The organism is Xanthomonas chitinilytica (assembly GCF_026107455.2).
Taxonomy (GTDB): Bacteria; Pseudomonadota; Gammaproteobacteria; order Xanthomonadales; family Xanthomonadaceae; genus Stenotrophomonas; species Stenotrophomonas chitinilytica.
Map to the genome: position 1 here is coordinate 204,209 of NZ_JAPCHY010000003.1, position 14,240 is coordinate 218,448.

Below are 14,240 nucleotides of genomic sequence, written 5' to 3' on the forward strand. Positions count from 1 at the left end.
GCCGGGGTGGGCCGATCCGCGAAACGGCATCGGCTTGAACGAAGCGTCAGTCCTTGTACCGCCAGCGATGGCCGCAGGCCGCGCAGCGCATCCGGGACGCGCTGGTGGGGAAGGGGGCCGACGCCAGCAGGAATGCGGCAGTGGTCAGCAGCCGTTGCCCGAGCGGGACGGAGCCGGCCACCTCCACCGACCCGCAGGCCGGGCACTGGTCGGCGGCTTCGGGATGCGCCGCGATCAGGTCCCGCTCGAGGGCGCCCGCACGGTAGGCGGCAACGATCTCCCCGGCCTGCTCCAGGCATGCATGGGGAACCTGCAACGCGGCCCCGCCCAGCGCCACGGACAGCGGCCAGTTGGCGATGATGTGCTGGTCGCCGGCGACGCTTGCGGGAATGCCCTCGGCTTCGAGGCGGGCGCGCAGGATATGCGCTTCCCAGGGGTCGAAATAGCGTCCAACGGTGGTGAGCATGGTCGAAAGGGCTTGCGTTTGGGTTGGGCCGTGTCGCAGGCGGTATCGGCTTGAACGACCGGTGCCCGGACGCGCACGGCATGGGCATGAGTATGGTCGATGGAGAGCGGGGGCGCCTCATGGGCTGTCCGGGGCATGGGAAACCATGACGCTAAGCGGCCCCGGATGGATCGCTAGCCTGCGTACCCGAATCGTTCCCGCAGCTTGAGCACGTTCTCGCGGGACCTGGCCGCCGCCGCACGTATGCAGGCGATGCCGGGCTTCCACGGCGTCAGTCTGCGGGTTTCATGGTGCCAGTGGCAGGCCTGCGCTTCGGCACGGCCCGAAACGACCTTCAGCACGAGCTGGTTTCCGGTGCCGTTGTCCGCGATCGACACGAGTCCCTCCGCCATCGCCTCGCGCCCCCATGCGCCCTTGAGGTTCTCATGGACGACGCTGCCGCAGGTCTTCCCTGGATTGGCCGGATCGAACACCGGGAAGATGCGCCAGCCGCCGCGGAGTTCGTTGCAGTTGTAGAGCTTCCATGCCTCGCGAAGCTCATCGGGGAAGCGGACGCCCAGCTCCGATTCGGCGGCGGCGATCATCTCCCCGGTGACGCCGAGCGAAGGTTGTCTGTGCATGGGGCCTGCGTCCGGGTCGAGCGGGTCTGCTGGAGGGGGGATGGATTGCCAGGGAGATCAGTCGCCCGAACCGCTTCCACCCGCATCCCCGCCGGTTGCGTCATTGCAGCCGCATGGTCCGAATCCCGAACCGTCCGGTCCGCCGCCATCGGACGGCAGGTAAAGCGGATCGAATGCGCTGGACGATCGGGGGCCGGGCGTTTGCGATCTTGCGAAGACCGCGCAGACGATGGCCCCTGCCAGCGGAATGAGCCAGACGACGGCAACCTGGAGCATGCGCTGGCTCGGCGAAAACACCCGCGCGCGAAGGACCAGCAGCGAAGCGATGGCGTTGACCACTACCAGGGCGGCCAACAGTGGAAACCACACGTTCATGCCCCGGGACCTCTGCTGCGGGAATCGGGCCGGCCTGCGCGGCGGGCCGGGCGGGAATGGATTTTCATGGCGCCGTCAGCAACCGCACGTGCCGGTTCCGGAGTATTGCGTGGTGCCGTGCGGGCCGTTGATCCGCACCTGGGCACGGATGTCGAAATACTCGCATTCCTCGCCCTGCACGAGCTTGGGGCAGGTGTCGGGGCCGGGAGAGTAACTGATCTCCACGCTGCCGCCGGGGTGGCGGTAGGTTTCCGTCCACGAGTCGCCGGGGCCGGGGCTGAAGACATTCGTCCGCCCACGGGGCGGGATGGCCGTGACCAGGCCCTGGCCCAGGTCGAACCGCAGCGGCGCGCCATCGCCCAGTTCGCGGAAGAAGTGCGCGCCGCCATGGGGGCAGCGGTCGCCGGACACGACGATCCGGCAACCGCACGAATCGTCGGGGATGCAGGACGGTCGCGATGCGGCGGGCTCCGCGGCCGTGGAGCATGCGGCAATCGCCATGCTGGCGAGGAGCGGGCCGAGGCGGTTCATGATCCGTCCTGCGGTATCCGCTGCCGGGCGTTGTTCGCGGGTCATCGACGTTCCTGCGGATGCCATGTCATTGCGGTCCGGCTTGCTGGATCTGGGCCAGCATCAGGACGTAGCCGTCCGGGTCCTCGAGCCTGAACTCGCCGCCGGGCAGGTAGAACGGGTACTTGATCCCGCCCGGGGCATGGCCGAGTTCCGCCAGGGCGGCATGCACCTGTTCGATGTCGTCGTAGTACAGGTAGAAGAGTATGGCCTGCCGGGACGGTTCGACCGGCCCGGAGGCCAGCCCGACCATCAGGTTCGCCTTTTCGCTCTCCAGCCATGCCCACACGGGCGCCGAACGGCCTGCCGGGACGACGCGGTTGGCCACCCTGAAACCGAGGTCGGCATAGAACGCGATGCTGCGTTCGACGTCGGAGACATGGGCGAAGGCGACGAGCGATCTTGTCTGGACTGCCATGTACCCTCCAATGCTTCTGTTGCCCGGGACCGACCGCATTGCCGCGTCGGCTTGAACGAACGGCCGGCCATCATTCCATGGGTTGGCGGATGATGGTCTTCCACCTGGCAGGGGCGGCGCACCGGATATCGCTCAGGTAGATCTCATGGTGCTTTCCGGCAAGAGCGGAGCGGGCACCGATGAAGTCGTGGACCCGCTGGATCGTCGGTCCCTCCTCGCTGAAGGGACCGATGTGAAGCGTCTGCGCGCACAAGCCTTCGGTGAAGTCCTCCAGCCGCAGCGCATCGACTGCGGGAAGCGCCTTCTTCCGCTTCACCTCCGCAACGGCCGCCCGGATCACCGCCTCCTCCACGAAGTGGGGCTGCATGATCATCATCGTCCATCTCCATTTCGACCTGTCGTTGGCGCTGAAGGCGGACATGTCTTCGGACCACCACAGGCCTTCGAGCGGCATGACCGCATAGTCGATCCCCTGCGCCCCCTTCTTCACCATGAACTTCGCCGTGTAGGAGACGGAGAACAGCGCTTCCACCGCCTTGGCGTACGCTTCCGACGTATTGGGATCGCCCTTGCCGTCGATCATGAGGAACCGGAAGCCCGGTACCTCGACCTGGACCACCTCCTTGGCCGGGGTCCGGTAGAGCTGCTTCAGCTCCTTCTTGAGATCTACTTTCGACACGAATGCTCCCGATGATGGCTGCCGCCGGGGCCAGGCCGGCCTGCGAAGCGATGGCCGCTTGATTGGATGTCAGGCGAGTGGCATCTGCATGATGTGCTGGGGGCCACAGGGGCCGCCGAAATAGAGCAATCCGTCATCGCGAAAGCCCTGTTTCCGGTAAAGCGCGGCTGCCGCCGCGTTCCGGCAGTTCACTGTCAGGAACACCTTTCCCGCCTCGATGTGCTGGGCTACGAGGTATTGGCCGAGTTCCCGCAGGGCGCGCCTGGCGAGTCCCTTTCCTTGGTGGGGCGCGGCGATGAAGAACGATCGCAGGCCGACCGATCCCTTGTCCGCGAAGTCACGCTGCTCCGGATAGTCGAGGTCGATGATGAAGAATCCGGCAGGCTGTCCGTCATGCAGGATCACATGCCCCGTGAACCTGTCGGATACCTTGTTCAATGTCGAGGAAAGGTCGCCGATGAACTCCCGTTGTGCGTCTTCCACGTCCAGGTTCGCGACGAACTTCGCAAGCTCCTCGTTGAGCGGCACGATGAAGCTCATCCAGTCCACCTCATGCCTGAACCAGGCCCGCCGCGAAGCGGCGTCGGACTGGATGGATCGCCGGAGCGCATGACTATGGACTGCACGACCGGCACCTGCTGCTGAAGGATCCGTCTGGCCGGCCACCCTCGTCGCGGGCGTAGTCTTGCAGGGCGGCAAGCGAGTCGGAACAGACCTTGATGTAGCGACGCTCGGTGAAACCGCCCGGACGGGCCATCCGCGTGTAGGTTCGGATCCGCTCGCAGGTGGCACGGTGGAGGACAAGATAGTCGTCCGATCTGCCCCGGCGGCGCGTGAGCACGTGGCCCCCGGGATGCCCGTGCAGCCAGGCGAGGTAGGGGCCATCGCCGCCATCGAATATTTCGGTTCCAGCCGTGCCCATGTGGAGATCCGATGCCTGGTTGGAGCCGCGCTGCGGGGCGGCGTTGGCTTGAATGGATTATCAGGGAGCAGTCCCGGGGCACGAGGCAACCGGGAGCGGGCCATAGATGGTGCGGAAGCCGGCAAACCCACCCTGCTGCACCACGTATGCTGCCCGGGACGCCGTATCCACGTGCAAGGTCTGGCTGTAACCGTCGGCGATGTTGCCCTGGTCCGAAAGCAGCGCTCCGGGACCATTGGCCAGATGCGAGGGCAGTTCCTGAATCACGGGCCAGGACTGATGGACGCCCGTGGGGCCGGCAAAGGGCCGCAGGCGCTGCGCGGTGCACGCCAGGAGGGAGGGCGGTTCTGCGGCATCCGTTGCAGAAGCTCCCATCGTCACTGCGAGTGCGAGAAGAAGTGGGCCCACATTGGCCTCCGGCGCAGGATGGATCCCGGAATCGGGGTGTTGCGCGGGATGTTCAGTCGCACCGGAGCCGGCTGTCAATCCAATCGATTGGCCAGGTCTGGCTTTCCACGAAGTTGCCGATGGGATTTCCCCCCGAAGTGCTTCGCCTTCGCCGGCGCCCGCGGCGAGCCTGCCAAAGCAGCGGCGCAGAGCATGGAAAGGTGCTTGAAACATGGTCTGCCAGGAGCGCCTGGGAAAGAGCGTGCGGGCGCGTGGCTCCCTGGTCGTGGCCCCGGGGGTGGATCCGCTTCGCCAGCATCCCGCCGGTTGCCGAGGCCAGCCATGCGCCGGGAGAAGCGGTGCGACATCCGGTCGCATCCGCCGCAACGGGGCGATCAATAGAATTGATTCGTCCCCACCGACTGCAGGAGTGCCTCTTGAAACTGTTCGCCGTGATGCTGGTCGTGGCCGCGAGCCTGTTCGCGCCGTCGGCGCTGGCGCGCACGTGTGCGGTCACCATCGAAAGCAACGATCGCATGCAGTTCTCGCTGTCGACGATCCAGGTGGCGGCCGACTGCAAGGAGGTCAGCCTGACCCTGAAGCACAGCGGCCGGCTCGCGGCGGCGGCGATGGGCCACAACTGGGTGCTGACCCGCACCGCGGATTTCCAGCCGGTGGCCACCGCCGGCATGCGCTCGACGCTGGCCGACAGCTACCTGCCGAAGAACGATGCGCGGGTGCTGGCCCATACCAAGGTGATAGGCGGCGGCGAGTCCACCACGATCCGGTTCTCCACCGCCAAGCTGGCCAAGGGCGGCGACTACACCTTCTTCTGCTCGTTCCCCGGCCACTGGGGAATGATGAAGGGCAAGCTGGTCTTCGCCTGAGCCGCTGTCCGCGCACGGCGCCGCGCCCTCTCCACGGCGCCGCGCGGGCAGGGGCACCGGGTCAGCCGGCGGCCACCGCCTTGAAGGCGTCGCGGGCGGCGGCCAGGGTCGCTTCGATCACCGCCTCGTCGTGCGCGCTGGACAGGAAGCCGGCCTCGTAGGCCGAGGGTGCCAGGAACACGCCGCGTTCGAGCATGGCGTGGAAGAAGCGGTTGAATGCCGCGGTATCGCAGGCGGTCGCCTGGGCGTAGGTTTCCACCTTCTGGTCGGTGAAGAACAGGCCGAACATGCCGCCGACGCGGTTGCTGGTGACGGCCACGCCGGCCTCGCGGGCGGCCGCTTCCAGCCCGTCGCACAGCGCGGCGGTGGCGGCCGCAAGGCGGTCGTGGAAACCGGGCTGCTGGATCAGTTCCAGCATCGCCAGGCCGGCGGCCATTGCCACCGGGTTGCCGCTGAGCGTGCCGGCCTGGTAGATCGGGCCGGCCGGGGAAATCTGCGACAGCAGCTCGCGGCGGCCGCCGTAGGCACCCACCGGCATGCCGCCGCCGATGATCTTGCCGAACGTGGTCAGGTCCGGGGTAATGCCGTAGTACGCCTGCGCGCCGCCCAGCGCCACGCGGAAGCCGGTCATCACCTCGTCGAAGATCAGCAGCGTGCCGTGCTGCGTGCACAGCTGGCGCAGGTGCTGCAGGTAGCCCTCGCACGGCGGAATGCAGTTGGCGTTGCCGACCACCGGTTCGATGATCAGGCCGGCGATTTCCCCGCCCTGTTCGGCGAACAGCGCGGTGGCGGCGTCGAAGTCGTTGTAGGGCAGGGTGAGGGTGAGCTCGCTCAGGCCGGCCGGCACGCCCGGCGAGGTGGGCACGCCGAGGGTCAGCATGCCGCTGCCGGCCTTGACCAGGAACGAATCGCCGTGGCCGTGGTAGCAGCCTTCGAACTTGACGATCTTCGCGCGCCCGGTGGCGCCGCGCGCCAGTCGGATCGCCGACAGCGTGGCCTCGGTGCCGGAGTTGACCATGCGCACCATCTCGCATGAAGGCACCAGCCGGGTGATGGTCTCGGCCATGGTCACTTCGGCCGGGCACGGCGCGCCGAACGACAGGCCGTCGCCGATGGCGCGCTTGACCGCCTGGCGCACGTCGGGATGGTTGTGGCCGACGATCATCGGTCCCCACGAGCCGACGTAGTCGATGTAGCGGTTGCCGTCCACGTCGTACAGGTAGGCGCCGTCGGCGCGCTGCACGAAGAACGGCTCGCCGCCCACCGACTTGAACGCCCGTACCGGCGAATTGACGCCGCCGGGCAGCAGCTGCCGGGCGCGTTCGAACAGGGCGTGGGACTGGGCGTGGTTCATGCGTAAAACTCCCGGAACGTTGGGGGGCGATGGGTAGGAGCGACGTGAGTCGCGACGGGCCTTGCCTGCAATGCCGGGTCGCGACTCACGTCGCTCCTACGGCTGCCCGGGTTCGAAGCAACGGCGGTAGGCGTGCAGCGCGGCGACGGGATCGGGTTCGGCGAATACGCCGCTGATCACCGCCAGCAGGTCGGCGCCCGCGGCCACCAGTGGTGCCGCATTGTCCGGGGTGATGCCGCCGATGGCCACCCGCGGCACGCCCAGTGCGGCACTTTGTCGCAGCAGGTCCGGGTGCGCGCGGCGGGTGTTGGCCTTGCTGCGGCTGGGAAAGAACGCGCCGAAGGCGACATAGCTGGCGCCGGCGGCCACGGCGCGCTGCGCCCGCGGCAACTGGTCGTAGCAGGAGGCGCCGACGATCGCATCCGGCCCGAGCAGGGCGCGGGCCGCGGCGATGTCGCCGTCGTCCTCGCCCAGGTGGACGCCGGCCGCGCCCACGGCGCGCGCCAGGGCGGGGTCGTCGTTGACGATCAGCGGCACCCCGGCCGCGGCGCACAGCGCCTGCAGCGCCGCGGCCTGCTCATGGCGCAGCGCGGCATCGGCCTGTTTGTTGCGGTACTGCAGCCAGGCGGCGCCGGCCGCCAGCAGCGGCTGGACCTGCGCCAGCAGGCGTGCGCTGTCGTTGTCGTCGGGGGTGATCAGGTAGACGCCGCGGTTGTTCCCGGACGAATGTGAAGCGGTGGTCATCGATGGCTACCGGTGTGGCGGCGGGGGTGGGACAATGCCTGCAGCCAGACCTGACCCAGCCGTGATTATCCGATGACCGATGCCACCGCCACCACTTTCCGCACCTGGATGTGCGTCGTCTGCGGCTTCATCTACCGCGAAGCCGACGGCCTGCCGGAAGAGGGCATCGCCCCGGGGACGCGCTGGGAAGACGTGCCGGACACCTGGACCTGTCCGGACTGCGGCGTGACCAAGGACGACTTCGAGATGGTCGAGCTGGACTGACGTCCGGCAAGGTCGTCGTCCCCCGTTTGGCGGAAAGCGCCCCGCAACGGCCCGTGGAGGGGTTGCCTGGCGGTTTTCTTCTCCGCGGTGGAGAGGCACCGGGCCCCGCCTGCGCGGGGGCGACGGTAGTCGGAGAGCGTGCCGCCAAGCCCGTCAATACGGCCCCCGCCTGTGCGGCGACGGCGGTGGGCGTTCCGTTCGTGGCGCGTCGGGCGTCCGGCTCCCCGCCTATTCGCTGTTGCGGTTGGCGTGGAAGAACTTCAGCGAGCACAGCGTGGCCGCCGCGCCCAGGAACAGGGTGATGGCCACCAGCAGCGGTTTGGTCGCCGGCGCGATGCCGAAGATCAGAGCCAGTGCCGACAGTACGCCGATCAGTACCGAGGCCAGTGCGGTGGCCAGCGCCGCCTTGTTGAGCAGGTCGAACAGGCTGGAAGTGCGCTCCATGGATATCGCCAGCAGATGGGGAAGCCCGCCAAATAGCAGGGCGCCGATGCCGGACGCAAGCGCCAGGCCGATGCCGATGCCGGCAATGGCCCGCGGATCGGGCCGCAGCGGCTGTCCGGCCTCGCGCGCCATCAGCACGAACAACAGCGTGCAGGCGGCGTAGACCGTCGCAGCGATGCCGCCGGCGGCCAGCAGTCGCCGCCGCAGCGGGCGCGGCGGTTGGTCGATGGGGAGGGGGCGCACCGGGTGCTGCCTTCAGTGCAGGCGCGAACGCTGGCTGCCCAGCGCCACCAGCTGCTCGCGCACCGAGGCGGCGTCCTCGGCCTGCGGATGCTGCTGCAGGTAGCGCGACAGGTCGTGGCGGGCACCGGCCAGGTGCTCCAGCTGCAGGTAGGCCAGGCCGCGGTCGCGCAACGCGTCGGCCTGGTCCGGCGCCAGCTTCAGCACGCGGTCGGCGCTGCGTGCGGCGCGGTCCCACTCGCCGCGTTCGGCGTACACGCCGTGCAGGTTGCGCAGCATCCGCACCAGGATGGCACGGTGCGGAGCGGGGTCGAGGATCTGCGCCAGCACGCGGTCGTCCGGGGTCTCGCCGCCCAGGTGCGGACGGGCGCGCTCGCGCAGTTCGTCCACGCCCAGCGGGCGCCCGCCGTTGAACGGGTCCATCACCAGCACGCCGTCGTCCACCGGCAGTCGTACCAGGAAATGGCCGGGGAAGGAGATGCCATCCAGCGGGATGCCGAGCCGGCGCGAGACCTCCATCTGCACCAGCGCCAGCGAGATCGGGTTGCCCAGCCGGCGGTCGAACACCTGGTTGAGATAGCTGTTGCGCGGGTCGTAGTACTCGTCGTGGTTGCCGCTGTAGCCCAGTTCGTCGAACAGGTGGCGGTTGATCGCGGCCACCTTCAGCGGCCAGGCGTCGATGGCGCCCACCTCGATGCGCAGGTGGTCGGCATGGCTCTGCGCCAGCGCGTCGTAGTGGGCCGGGTCCAGGTCGGGATATTCGTCGCGGGCGATCAGCAGCGCGGTCGGCAGCAGCGGCAGCGCGTCGTTGTCCAGCCCGGCCAGCGCATCCCACGCCGGCAATGTCAGTTGCGGTTGCGGCATGCCCCAAGACTGGCGGCAAAGCCGGCGCGGTTCAAGCCGGGGGCTGCGCCGGCGCGGGTGCCGCCGTTCAGTCCAGGGTCGGGATGCCGGGGCCGAAGCCGAGTTCGGCGCCGTTGCGCAGGCCCAGTTTCTCCGCCTGCCCGGCGTTGAGTTCCAGCACGTAGCGCGCCGGCCGGTGGCTGGGATAGGGCGGGCAGGCGTTGCCGGCCGAGCACGGCGGCACGTCGCGCTGCTGCGACACCAGTTTGCGCTGGCTGTCGAAGTACAGGATGTCCAGCGCGATCTTGGTGTTCTTCATCCAGTACGCCTGCGGTTCCTCGCGGTCGTGGATGAACAGCATGCCGTGGTCGAGCGGCATGCTGTCGCGGAACATCAGCCCGCGCGAGCGACTGGCGTCGTCCTGCGCCAGCTCCACCCGGTAGCGCTCGCCGGCCAGTTCCACCCAATGGCTGGCGCCGGTGCTGACGCAGCCGCCGAGCAGCAGGAGCAGGGTCAGGAAGCTGGCGCGGCGCAGGAGGGTCATCGCTGGTGTCCGGAAGGGGTGAAGGCGTTGCGCACCTTCGGGGATGCAACGCGCTTCGTCAAGGCAGGCGAGCATGGGCGTCCCGGCCGCGCGCCCGCGCTGGTGACTGCGATGGCATTCCTCGGCGTGCGGTTGCCGCAGGGCATGTCTTTGCGCCTGGCCTTCCTTCCGCTTGCCCGGCGCTGTCGGGCACATGCGGGGAGCGGCATGGCGTTGTTGTGCATGGCGGCGTGATCGCCGCGCGTCCGGGATGGCCTGCGCAAAGCCAGACAGGTCGCGGTCCATTTTCCGGCGCCGGTGCTGGACGCCCCGAAGCGGCTGGGGCAGCCGTTTGCGTGCTAGGCAGCGCACGCGTGGGATAGCGCGGCGAACAACTGCTGGGTTTGCGCCTGCAGCCGGGCCAGGATTGCGGGTGGTGTCTGCACGAACAACTGGCAGGACAATGCCAGCGAGGCGGCATCCAGTCCCAGCGGGTCGTCGGCGTTGCGGCCGAGGGTGAAGAAGCGGTCGTACAGGTCGAAGCGGCTTTCCACCAGTTGCTCGATCCTGCTCCCCAGCTCGAACTCGATGTCATGGCCACCGGCCTGCAGCGGCAGTGGCCATCCACGCGGCGGCCGCAGGCGCGCGCCGCCGGTGTCCGCATCGATGCCGTCCGGAGCGGCCGCGTGGCGATGGACGCGGCAGGCCAGCCAGAAGCGGAACAGGCACAGTTCGGCGATGGCCACCGGCGGCGAGGGATGGAGTCGCAGCACCTCGGCGTAGTGGCAGCGGTAGTCCACCTGCACATGGTTCCGCACCACGTCGAAGGGGATGTCGGCATCGATGGAGGGATGAGCCTGCGAAGGGGCCATGGCTGCATTTCCTTATGGTGGCGTACGCGTGGCCGAAGCGTGCGGATCGGCGTGATATCCTCGTAATGAAAGCAATAAGTTGATGTAAATGGAAGCAATAGGTGAATCGTCCGCGGGCGCGCTCCGTAACGTTGCGCGCCATGAACGACGAACGCCATGAATTCTCCCGACGCTTGGCGCAGGCGATGAGCGCGGCCGGTTACGAGCCGCGCCCGGCGGTGCTGTTCCGCCTGTTCAATGCGCGCTATACGGGTCGTTCGGTAAGTTTCCAGAGCGCCTCGCGCTGGCTTGGCGGACGTTCCATTCCCGAGCAGGACAAGCTGCAGGTGCTGGCCGGCCTGTTCGCCGTGGAGCCGCAACGGCTGCGCTTTGGCGGCGGCAAGCGGGTGGCCGAGCCGCGCAGTGCATGGCCGGGTGTGGGCGTGCGCGAACGCGAGGTGGTCGAGGCCTTCCTCGCGCTGCCGGCGCGGCAGCGCGAACTGGTCGGCGAACTGGTGAAGGCGCTGGCCGCGAAGGGTTGAGCGCGGTACCGCGATGCTGCCGTCGCCGCGCGTGCGGCTTCAGCGCGTCACAGCACCCGCGGCGGTTCGCCGCCGACGATCACCACGTCGGCCGGGCGCCGCGCGAACAGGCCGACGCTGACCACGCCGGGGATCTGGTTGAGTTCGCGTTCCAGCTTGACCGGGTCGGTGATGGACAGGTTGTGCACGTCCAGCACCACGTTGCCGTTGTCGGTGACCACGCCGTCGCGCCACACCGGCTGGCCGCCGGTCAGGGCGAGGATCTCGCGCGCCACCAGGCTGCGCGCCATCGGGATCACTTCCACCGGCAGCGGGAACCTGCCCAGCACCGGCACCTGCTTGCTCGGGTCGACGATGCAGACGAACTGCTTGCTGGCCTCGGCGATGATCTTCTCGCGGGTGAGCGCGGCGCCGCCGCCCTTGATCAGGTACTTGTTCGGGTCGCACTCGTCGGCGCCGTCCACGTACAGCGACAGGGTGCCGGTGTGGTTGAGGTCCAGCACCTCGATGCCGTGCTGCTTCAGCCGCGCGGTGCTCTGCTCGGAGCTGGAGACGGCGCCTTGGATGCGGTCCTTGATCCGGGCCAGGGCATCGATGAAATAGGCGACGGTGGAACCGGTGCCGACGCCGACGATCATGCCGTCCTCGACGTACTCGATGGCTTTTTCGGCGGCCAGGCGCTTGGCTTCGGACATGGTTGACTCGCTGGATGGGGAAGAGGGGGTGTAGGAGCGACGTAAGTCGCGACGGAGCTTTACCGGGAAGGCCCGGTCGCGACTTACGTCGCTCCTACCGGGATTCGGGTTCAGGCCGGCTTCTTTTCCAGCGACAGCAGCAGCTTCCACTGCGCCGCGGTCACCGGGAACACCGACAGCCGGTTGCCGCGCGCGGTCAGCGGGAAGCCTTCGCCCAGTTCGTCGGCGTGCTGCTTGATCTCGTCGAGCGGGATGACCTGCGCCAGCTTGCGCTCGAACGCCACGTCCACCAGGTACCAGCGCGGCTGTTCGCGGCTGGCCTTGGGGTCGTGGTAGTCGGATTTCGGGTCGAACTGGGTGTCGTCCGGATAGGCCTCGCTGGCCACCGTGGCCAGGCCGACGATGCCGGGCACCTTGGTGTTGGAGTGGTAGAACAGGATGCCGTCGCCGACCTTCATGCCGTCGCGCATGAAGTTGCGCGCCTGGTAGTTGCGCACGCCGTTCCACGGTTCGGTGCCTACCCGTTGCAGGTCGTCGATGGAAAAGGCGTCCGGTTCGGACTTCATCAGCCAGTAGCGCTTGCGGGCGGTCATGCGGTCAGCGGTTCGGGAAAGAGGGTGGCCTGTTCGGTGCAGATCGCGTCCACCGCCACGTCCCAGCCCTCGACCGGAAGCGCGGGCACCTGTTGGGCGGCGAAACCGACGCCGACCAGCCAGGGCGGCGCGCCTTGCCGGTGGCGGAAAGCGAAGCTGCGATCATACCAGCCGCCCCCCATGCCCAGCCGCCGGCCACGTGCGTCGAAGCCCACCAGCGGCGCCACCACCAGCGTCATCGCCTCGGCCGGCAGCGCGTCGGCCGGGTCGATGTCCGGTTCGGGAATGCCGTAGCGGTTGCTGGTCAGCGGCTGGCCGGGACGCCAGGGCGCGAAGCGCAGCAGCTGGCCGTGCAGCACCGGCAGGCAGTAGCTCTGGGTGGCGGGCAGCTGCATCTGCCAGCGGTGCAGGGCGATCTCGCCGTCCATCGCCCAGTAGCCGGCCACCGGCCCCGGCGCGTGGGCGAACGGCAGCGCCAGCAAGCGCGTGGCCAGCGCCTCGGCGGCGGCGATGCGGCCGGCGGCGGGGATGTCGCGGCGGCGCTGGCGCAGCTGCTGCCGCAGTTCGGCGCGGTCGCTGCTCATGGCGCGTGGGTGCTGCCGGGTGTGGGCGGGCAGGCTGGAGCAGCTTCGCCGTGGATGCCGGTACCCGTTGCCGTTCCCTTACGGGCGGGAGAAGCCCCACGACCGCGCAGGGCGCGGGCCACCCGGCGCCTGCCGACAGGATGGCAGTGCGGGTCGCGGGGCACCCGCCTGCACGGGAGCGACGGTGGGAGCACCGGGTACCCGGTTCGGGAACATTCTGGCGGGGAAGCGGAGCGGACGGGCATCGGCGGACTCGCGGGCGGGACGGGGCAGGCCCGGGCGGGGCCGTGGCGTCCATTGAAGCCGGTTCGCGGGGCCGGTGCACGTGCGGGCATTTCCGGGAGGCGCTCCCGGCGTTGTCCTGGCGGGGTTCCGCAACGGCAGGTGCCGTGGAGCGCGGCCACAAAAAGCAGGAGCGGCGTCCGGGGACGCCGCTCCTGCGGGAAAAATTGCATTCTCCGCCATGACGATGCGTGCGAAACGACCTTGAACCCGGGGTTCAAGTGGGAACGCTGGGGAACCATCGGGCTTCCCGCTACAAGGCGGACTTGCACACCCGGCGCCGTCGCGCCTCCGTGGTCGTCATTAAGGGACAAGGCGAATGTTTGCACACGCCGTCGTTCACGGCAGAGAACGCAGCGCAAGTATAGCCATGTTGGCGGCCCGCGCCAGTCCGTTCGTCGGCTTGGCGCGAATTCAGTGGCGTGATCGGCCGTGCTCAGCGCGCAGCGTCGAGCGCGCTGTCCAGGCGGCGGTTGAGTTCGGCCAGGGTGCGCTGCAACGCCTCGTTCTGCCGCACCTGTTCGTCGCGCAGCTGCTGCAGTTCGTGGGCCAGGTTCAGCGCCGCCAGTACCGCCACCCGGTCGACCGCGGCCATGCGGTTGCTGCCGCGGATCTCGCGCATCTTGGCATCCAGCGTGCGTGCCGCCGCGTTCAGGCTGTCGCGCTCTTCGGCGCCGACGCCGACGGTGTATTCGCGGTCGAGGATGCGGACGCTGACCGGTTCGGTGTGGCTCATGTGTGCTGCTCCAGCGACTTGAGCCGGGTGATCATCGCTTCCACCCGCGAGCGGGCCTGCTCGTTCTTGGTCAGCAGCTGCGCGCGCTCGCCGATCAGCTGTTCCTGCTGGTGGCGCAGGCTGCGGTTCTCGTCGGCCAGGCGCTGGTTGCGTTCGAGCAGCGACTCGATACGGGCGGCGAGGGCCTGCAACTGGGCGATGGCGTCGGAAGGGTCCATGGA

Annotated in this window: 21 protein-coding genes and 1 other RNA gene; 3 read left to right on the forward strand and 19 right to left on the reverse strand. The window is 68.7% G+C overall.

The window, feature by feature from the left end; all coding sequences use genetic code 11:
• Window positions 1-46: 46 nt before the first annotated feature.
• From OK345_RS04830 to OK345_RS04860, 7 genes are all read right to left on the reverse strand, one after another.
• Entirely contained in the window at window positions 47-466 is a 420-nt protein-coding gene (locus tag OK345_RS04830) for a hypothetical protein (protein ID WP_265126793.1), read from the reverse strand.
• A 173-nt stretch (window positions 467-639) separates the two neighbouring features.
• The gene (locus tag OK345_RS04835; protein ID WP_265126794.1) at window positions 640-1,086 is read right to left on the reverse strand and encodes an SMI1/KNR4 family protein; all 447 of its coding nucleotides are present in this window, start codon (window positions 1,084-1,086) and stop codon (window positions 640-642) included.
• Window positions 1,087-1,143: 57 nt separating this feature from the next.
• Window positions 1,144-1,461 (reverse strand): hypothetical protein, encoded by a 318-nt coding sequence (locus OK345_RS04840; RefSeq protein WP_265126795.1) that lies wholly within the window; start codon window positions 1,459-1,461, stop codon window positions 1,144-1,146.
• A 75-nt stretch (window positions 1,462-1,536) separates the two neighbouring features.
• Complete coding sequence (locus OK345_RS04845; RefSeq protein ID WP_265126796.1) at window positions 1,537-2,037, reverse strand: hypothetical protein; 501 nt, start codon at window positions 2,035-2,037, stop codon at window positions 1,537-1,539.
• 22 nt (window positions 2,038-2,059) lie between these two features.
• Window positions 2,060-2,449, reverse strand: a complete 390-nt coding sequence (locus tag OK345_RS04850; protein ID WP_265126797.1) for a VOC family protein — start codon at window positions 2,447-2,449, stop codon at window positions 2,060-2,062.
• 70 nt (window positions 2,450-2,519) lie between these two features.
• Entirely contained in the window at window positions 2,520-3,128 is a 609-nt protein-coding gene (locus tag OK345_RS04855; protein WP_265126798.1) for a GyrI-like domain-containing protein, read from the reverse strand.
• A 69-nt stretch (window positions 3,129-3,197) separates the two neighbouring features.
• Complete coding sequence (locus tag OK345_RS04860) at window positions 3,198-3,668, reverse strand: GNAT family N-acetyltransferase (protein ID WP_265126799.1); 471 nt, start codon at window positions 3,666-3,668, stop codon at window positions 3,198-3,200.
• A gap of 1,206 nt (window positions 3,669-4,874) precedes the next feature.
• On the opposite strand from OK345_RS04860, the gene azu reads away from it, so the two are divergent.
• A complete protein-coding gene (gene azu, locus OK345_RS04865; RefSeq protein ID WP_265126800.1) occupies window positions 4,875-5,324 on the forward strand; it encodes an azurin in 450 nt (149 codons plus the stop codon).
• Between the two features lie 61 nt (window positions 5,325-5,385).
• Here the strand turns inward: azu and hemL are convergent, their stop codons facing one another.
• Window positions 5,386-6,678 (reverse strand): glutamate-1-semialdehyde 2,1-aminomutase, encoded by a 1,293-nt coding sequence (gene hemL / locus OK345_RS04870; RefSeq protein WP_265126801.1) that lies wholly within the window; start codon window positions 6,676-6,678, stop codon window positions 5,386-5,388.
• Window positions 6,679-6,774: 96 nt separating this feature from the next.
• Window positions 6,775-7,422: a thiamine phosphate synthase gene (gene thiE / locus OK345_RS04875; RefSeq protein ID WP_265126802.1), complete on the reverse strand. Its 648-nt coding sequence runs from the start codon at window positions 7,420-7,422 to the stop codon at window positions 6,775-6,777.
• A 72-nt stretch (window positions 7,423-7,494) separates the two neighbouring features.
• Between thiE and OK345_RS04880 the strand changes: the two genes are divergently transcribed.
• Window positions 7,495-7,686: a rubredoxin gene (locus tag OK345_RS04880; protein WP_265126803.1), complete on the forward strand. Its 192-nt coding sequence runs from the start codon at window positions 7,495-7,497 to the stop codon at window positions 7,684-7,686.
• A 228-nt stretch (window positions 7,687-7,914) separates the two neighbouring features.
• Here OK345_RS04880 and OK345_RS04885 read toward each other — a convergent pair whose 3' ends face one another.
• The 4 genes from OK345_RS04885 to OK345_RS04900 form a co-directional block, all read right to left on the reverse strand.
• On the reverse strand, window positions 7,915-8,373 hold the full coding sequence (locus OK345_RS04885; RefSeq protein ID WP_265126804.1) for a hypothetical protein: 459 nt from the start codon (window positions 8,371-8,373) through the stop codon (window positions 7,915-7,917).
• Between the two features lie 12 nt (window positions 8,374-8,385).
• Complete coding sequence (locus tag OK345_RS04890; RefSeq protein WP_265126805.1) at window positions 8,386-9,234, reverse strand: SirB1 family protein; 849 nt, start codon at window positions 9,232-9,234, stop codon at window positions 8,386-8,388.
• A 67-nt stretch (window positions 9,235-9,301) separates the two neighbouring features.
• Window positions 9,302-9,757, reverse strand: coding sequence for a DUF192 domain-containing protein (locus OK345_RS04895; RefSeq protein WP_265126806.1), 456 nt, complete (start codon window positions 9,755-9,757; stop codon window positions 9,302-9,304).
• Between the two features lie 338 nt (window positions 9,758-10,095).
• On the reverse strand, window positions 10,096-10,608 hold the full coding sequence (locus OK345_RS04900; protein ID WP_265126807.1) for a hypothetical protein: 513 nt from the start codon (window positions 10,606-10,608) through the stop codon (window positions 10,096-10,098).
• Window positions 10,609-10,748: 140 nt separating this feature from the next.
• Here OK345_RS04900 and OK345_RS04905 point away from each other — a divergent pair, with 140 nt between their 5' ends.
• Entirely contained in the window at window positions 10,749-11,129 is a 381-nt protein-coding gene (locus tag OK345_RS04905) for a hypothetical protein (RefSeq protein ID WP_265126808.1), read from the forward strand.
• Window positions 11,130-11,176: 47 nt separating this feature from the next.
• Here OK345_RS04905 and rpiA read toward each other — a convergent pair whose 3' ends face one another.
• The 6 genes from rpiA to OK345_RS04935 form a co-directional block, all read right to left on the reverse strand.
• A complete protein-coding gene (rpiA, locus tag OK345_RS04910) occupies window positions 11,177-11,824 on the reverse strand; it encodes a ribose-5-phosphate isomerase RpiA (protein ID WP_265126809.1) in 648 nt (215 codons plus the stop codon).
• A gap of 110 nt (window positions 11,825-11,934) precedes the next feature.
• Window positions 11,935-12,417, reverse strand: a complete 483-nt coding sequence (locus tag OK345_RS04915; protein WP_265126810.1) for an EVE domain-containing protein — start codon at window positions 12,415-12,417, stop codon at window positions 11,935-11,937.
• Window positions 12,414-13,001 (reverse strand): 5-formyltetrahydrofolate cyclo-ligase, encoded by a 588-nt coding sequence (locus OK345_RS04920; protein ID WP_265126811.1) that lies wholly within the window; start codon window positions 12,999-13,001, stop codon window positions 12,414-12,416. Before OK345_RS04920 ends, OK345_RS04915 begins: the two co-directional genes overlap by 4 nt.
• Before the next feature lie 451 nt (window positions 13,002-13,452).
• A non-coding RNA gene (ssrS, locus tag OK345_RS04925) (6S RNA) lies at window positions 13,453-13,637 on the reverse strand.
• A gap of 82 nt (window positions 13,638-13,719) precedes the next feature.
• Window positions 13,720-14,019, reverse strand: a complete 300-nt coding sequence (locus OK345_RS04930) for a cell division protein ZapA (RefSeq protein ID WP_265126812.1) — start codon at window positions 14,017-14,019, stop codon at window positions 13,720-13,722.
• Window positions 14,016-14,237, reverse strand: a complete 222-nt coding sequence (locus tag OK345_RS04935) for a TIGR02449 family protein (protein ID WP_265126813.1) — start codon at window positions 14,235-14,237, stop codon at window positions 14,016-14,018. The genes OK345_RS04930 and OK345_RS04935 overlap by 4 nt, the downstream gene beginning before the upstream one ends.
• Window positions 14,238-14,240 lie beyond the last annotated feature (3 nt).

Coding starts and splice junctions, on each gene's coding strand:
- OK345_RS04830 (WP_265126793.1), bottom strand. CDS start 466: ATGCTCACCACCGTTGGACGCTATTTCGACCCCTGGGAAGCGCATATC.
- OK345_RS04835 (WP_265126794.1), bottom strand. CDS start 1,086: ATGCACAGACAACCTTCGCTCGGCGTCACCGGGGAGATGATCGCCGCC.
- OK345_RS04840 (WP_265126795.1), bottom strand. CDS start 1,461: ATGAACGTGTGGTTTCCACTGTTGGCCGCCCTGGTAGTGGTCAACGCC.
- OK345_RS04845 (WP_265126796.1), bottom strand. CDS start 2,037: ATGACCCGCGAACAACGCCCGGCAGCGGATACCGCAGGACGGATCATG.
- OK345_RS04850 (WP_265126797.1), bottom strand. CDS start 2,449: ATGGCAGTCCAGACAAGATCGCTCGTCGCCTTCGCCCATGTCTCCGAC.
- OK345_RS04860 (WP_265126799.1), bottom strand. CDS start 3,668: ATGAGCTTCATCGTGCCGCTCAACGAGGAGCTTGCGAAGTTCGTCGCG.
- hemL (WP_265126801.1), bottom strand. CDS start 6,678: ATGAACCACGCCCAGTCCCACGCCCTGTTCGAACGCGCCCGGCAGCTG.
- thiE (WP_265126802.1), bottom strand. CDS start 7,422: ATGACCACCGCTTCACATTCGTCCGGGAACAACCGCGGCGTCTACCTG.
- OK345_RS04880 (WP_265126803.1), top strand. CDS start 7,495: ATGACCGATGCCACCGCCACCACTTTCCGCACCTGGATGTGCGTCGTC.
- OK345_RS04890 (WP_265126805.1), bottom strand. CDS start 9,234: ATGCCGCAACCGCAACTGACATTGCCGGCGTGGGATGCGCTGGCCGGG.
- OK345_RS04895 (WP_265126806.1), bottom strand. CDS start 9,757: ATGACCCTCCTGCGCCGCGCCAGCTTCCTGACCCTGCTCCTGCTGCTC.
- OK345_RS04900 (WP_265126807.1), bottom strand. CDS start 10,608: ATGGCCCCTTCGCAGGCTCATCCCTCCATCGATGCCGACATCCCCTTC.
- OK345_RS04905 (WP_265126808.1), top strand. CDS start 10,749: ATGAACGACGAACGCCATGAATTCTCCCGACGCTTGGCGCAGGCGATG.
- rpiA (WP_265126809.1), bottom strand. CDS start 11,824: ATGTCCGAAGCCAAGCGCCTGGCCGCCGAAAAAGCCATCGAGTACGTC.
- OK345_RS04915 (WP_265126810.1), bottom strand. CDS start 12,417: ATGACCGCCCGCAAGCGCTACTGGCTGATGAAGTCCGAACCGGACGCC.
- OK345_RS04920 (WP_265126811.1), bottom strand. CDS start 13,001: ATGAGCAGCGACCGCGCCGAACTGCGGCAGCAGCTGCGCCAGCGCCGC.
- OK345_RS04930 (WP_265126812.1), bottom strand. CDS start 14,019: ATGAGCCACACCGAACCGGTCAGCGTCCGCATCCTCGACCGCGAATAC.
- OK345_RS04935 (WP_265126813.1), bottom strand. CDS start 14,237: ATGGACCCTTCCGACGCCATCGCCCAGTTGCAGGCCCTCGCCGCCCGT.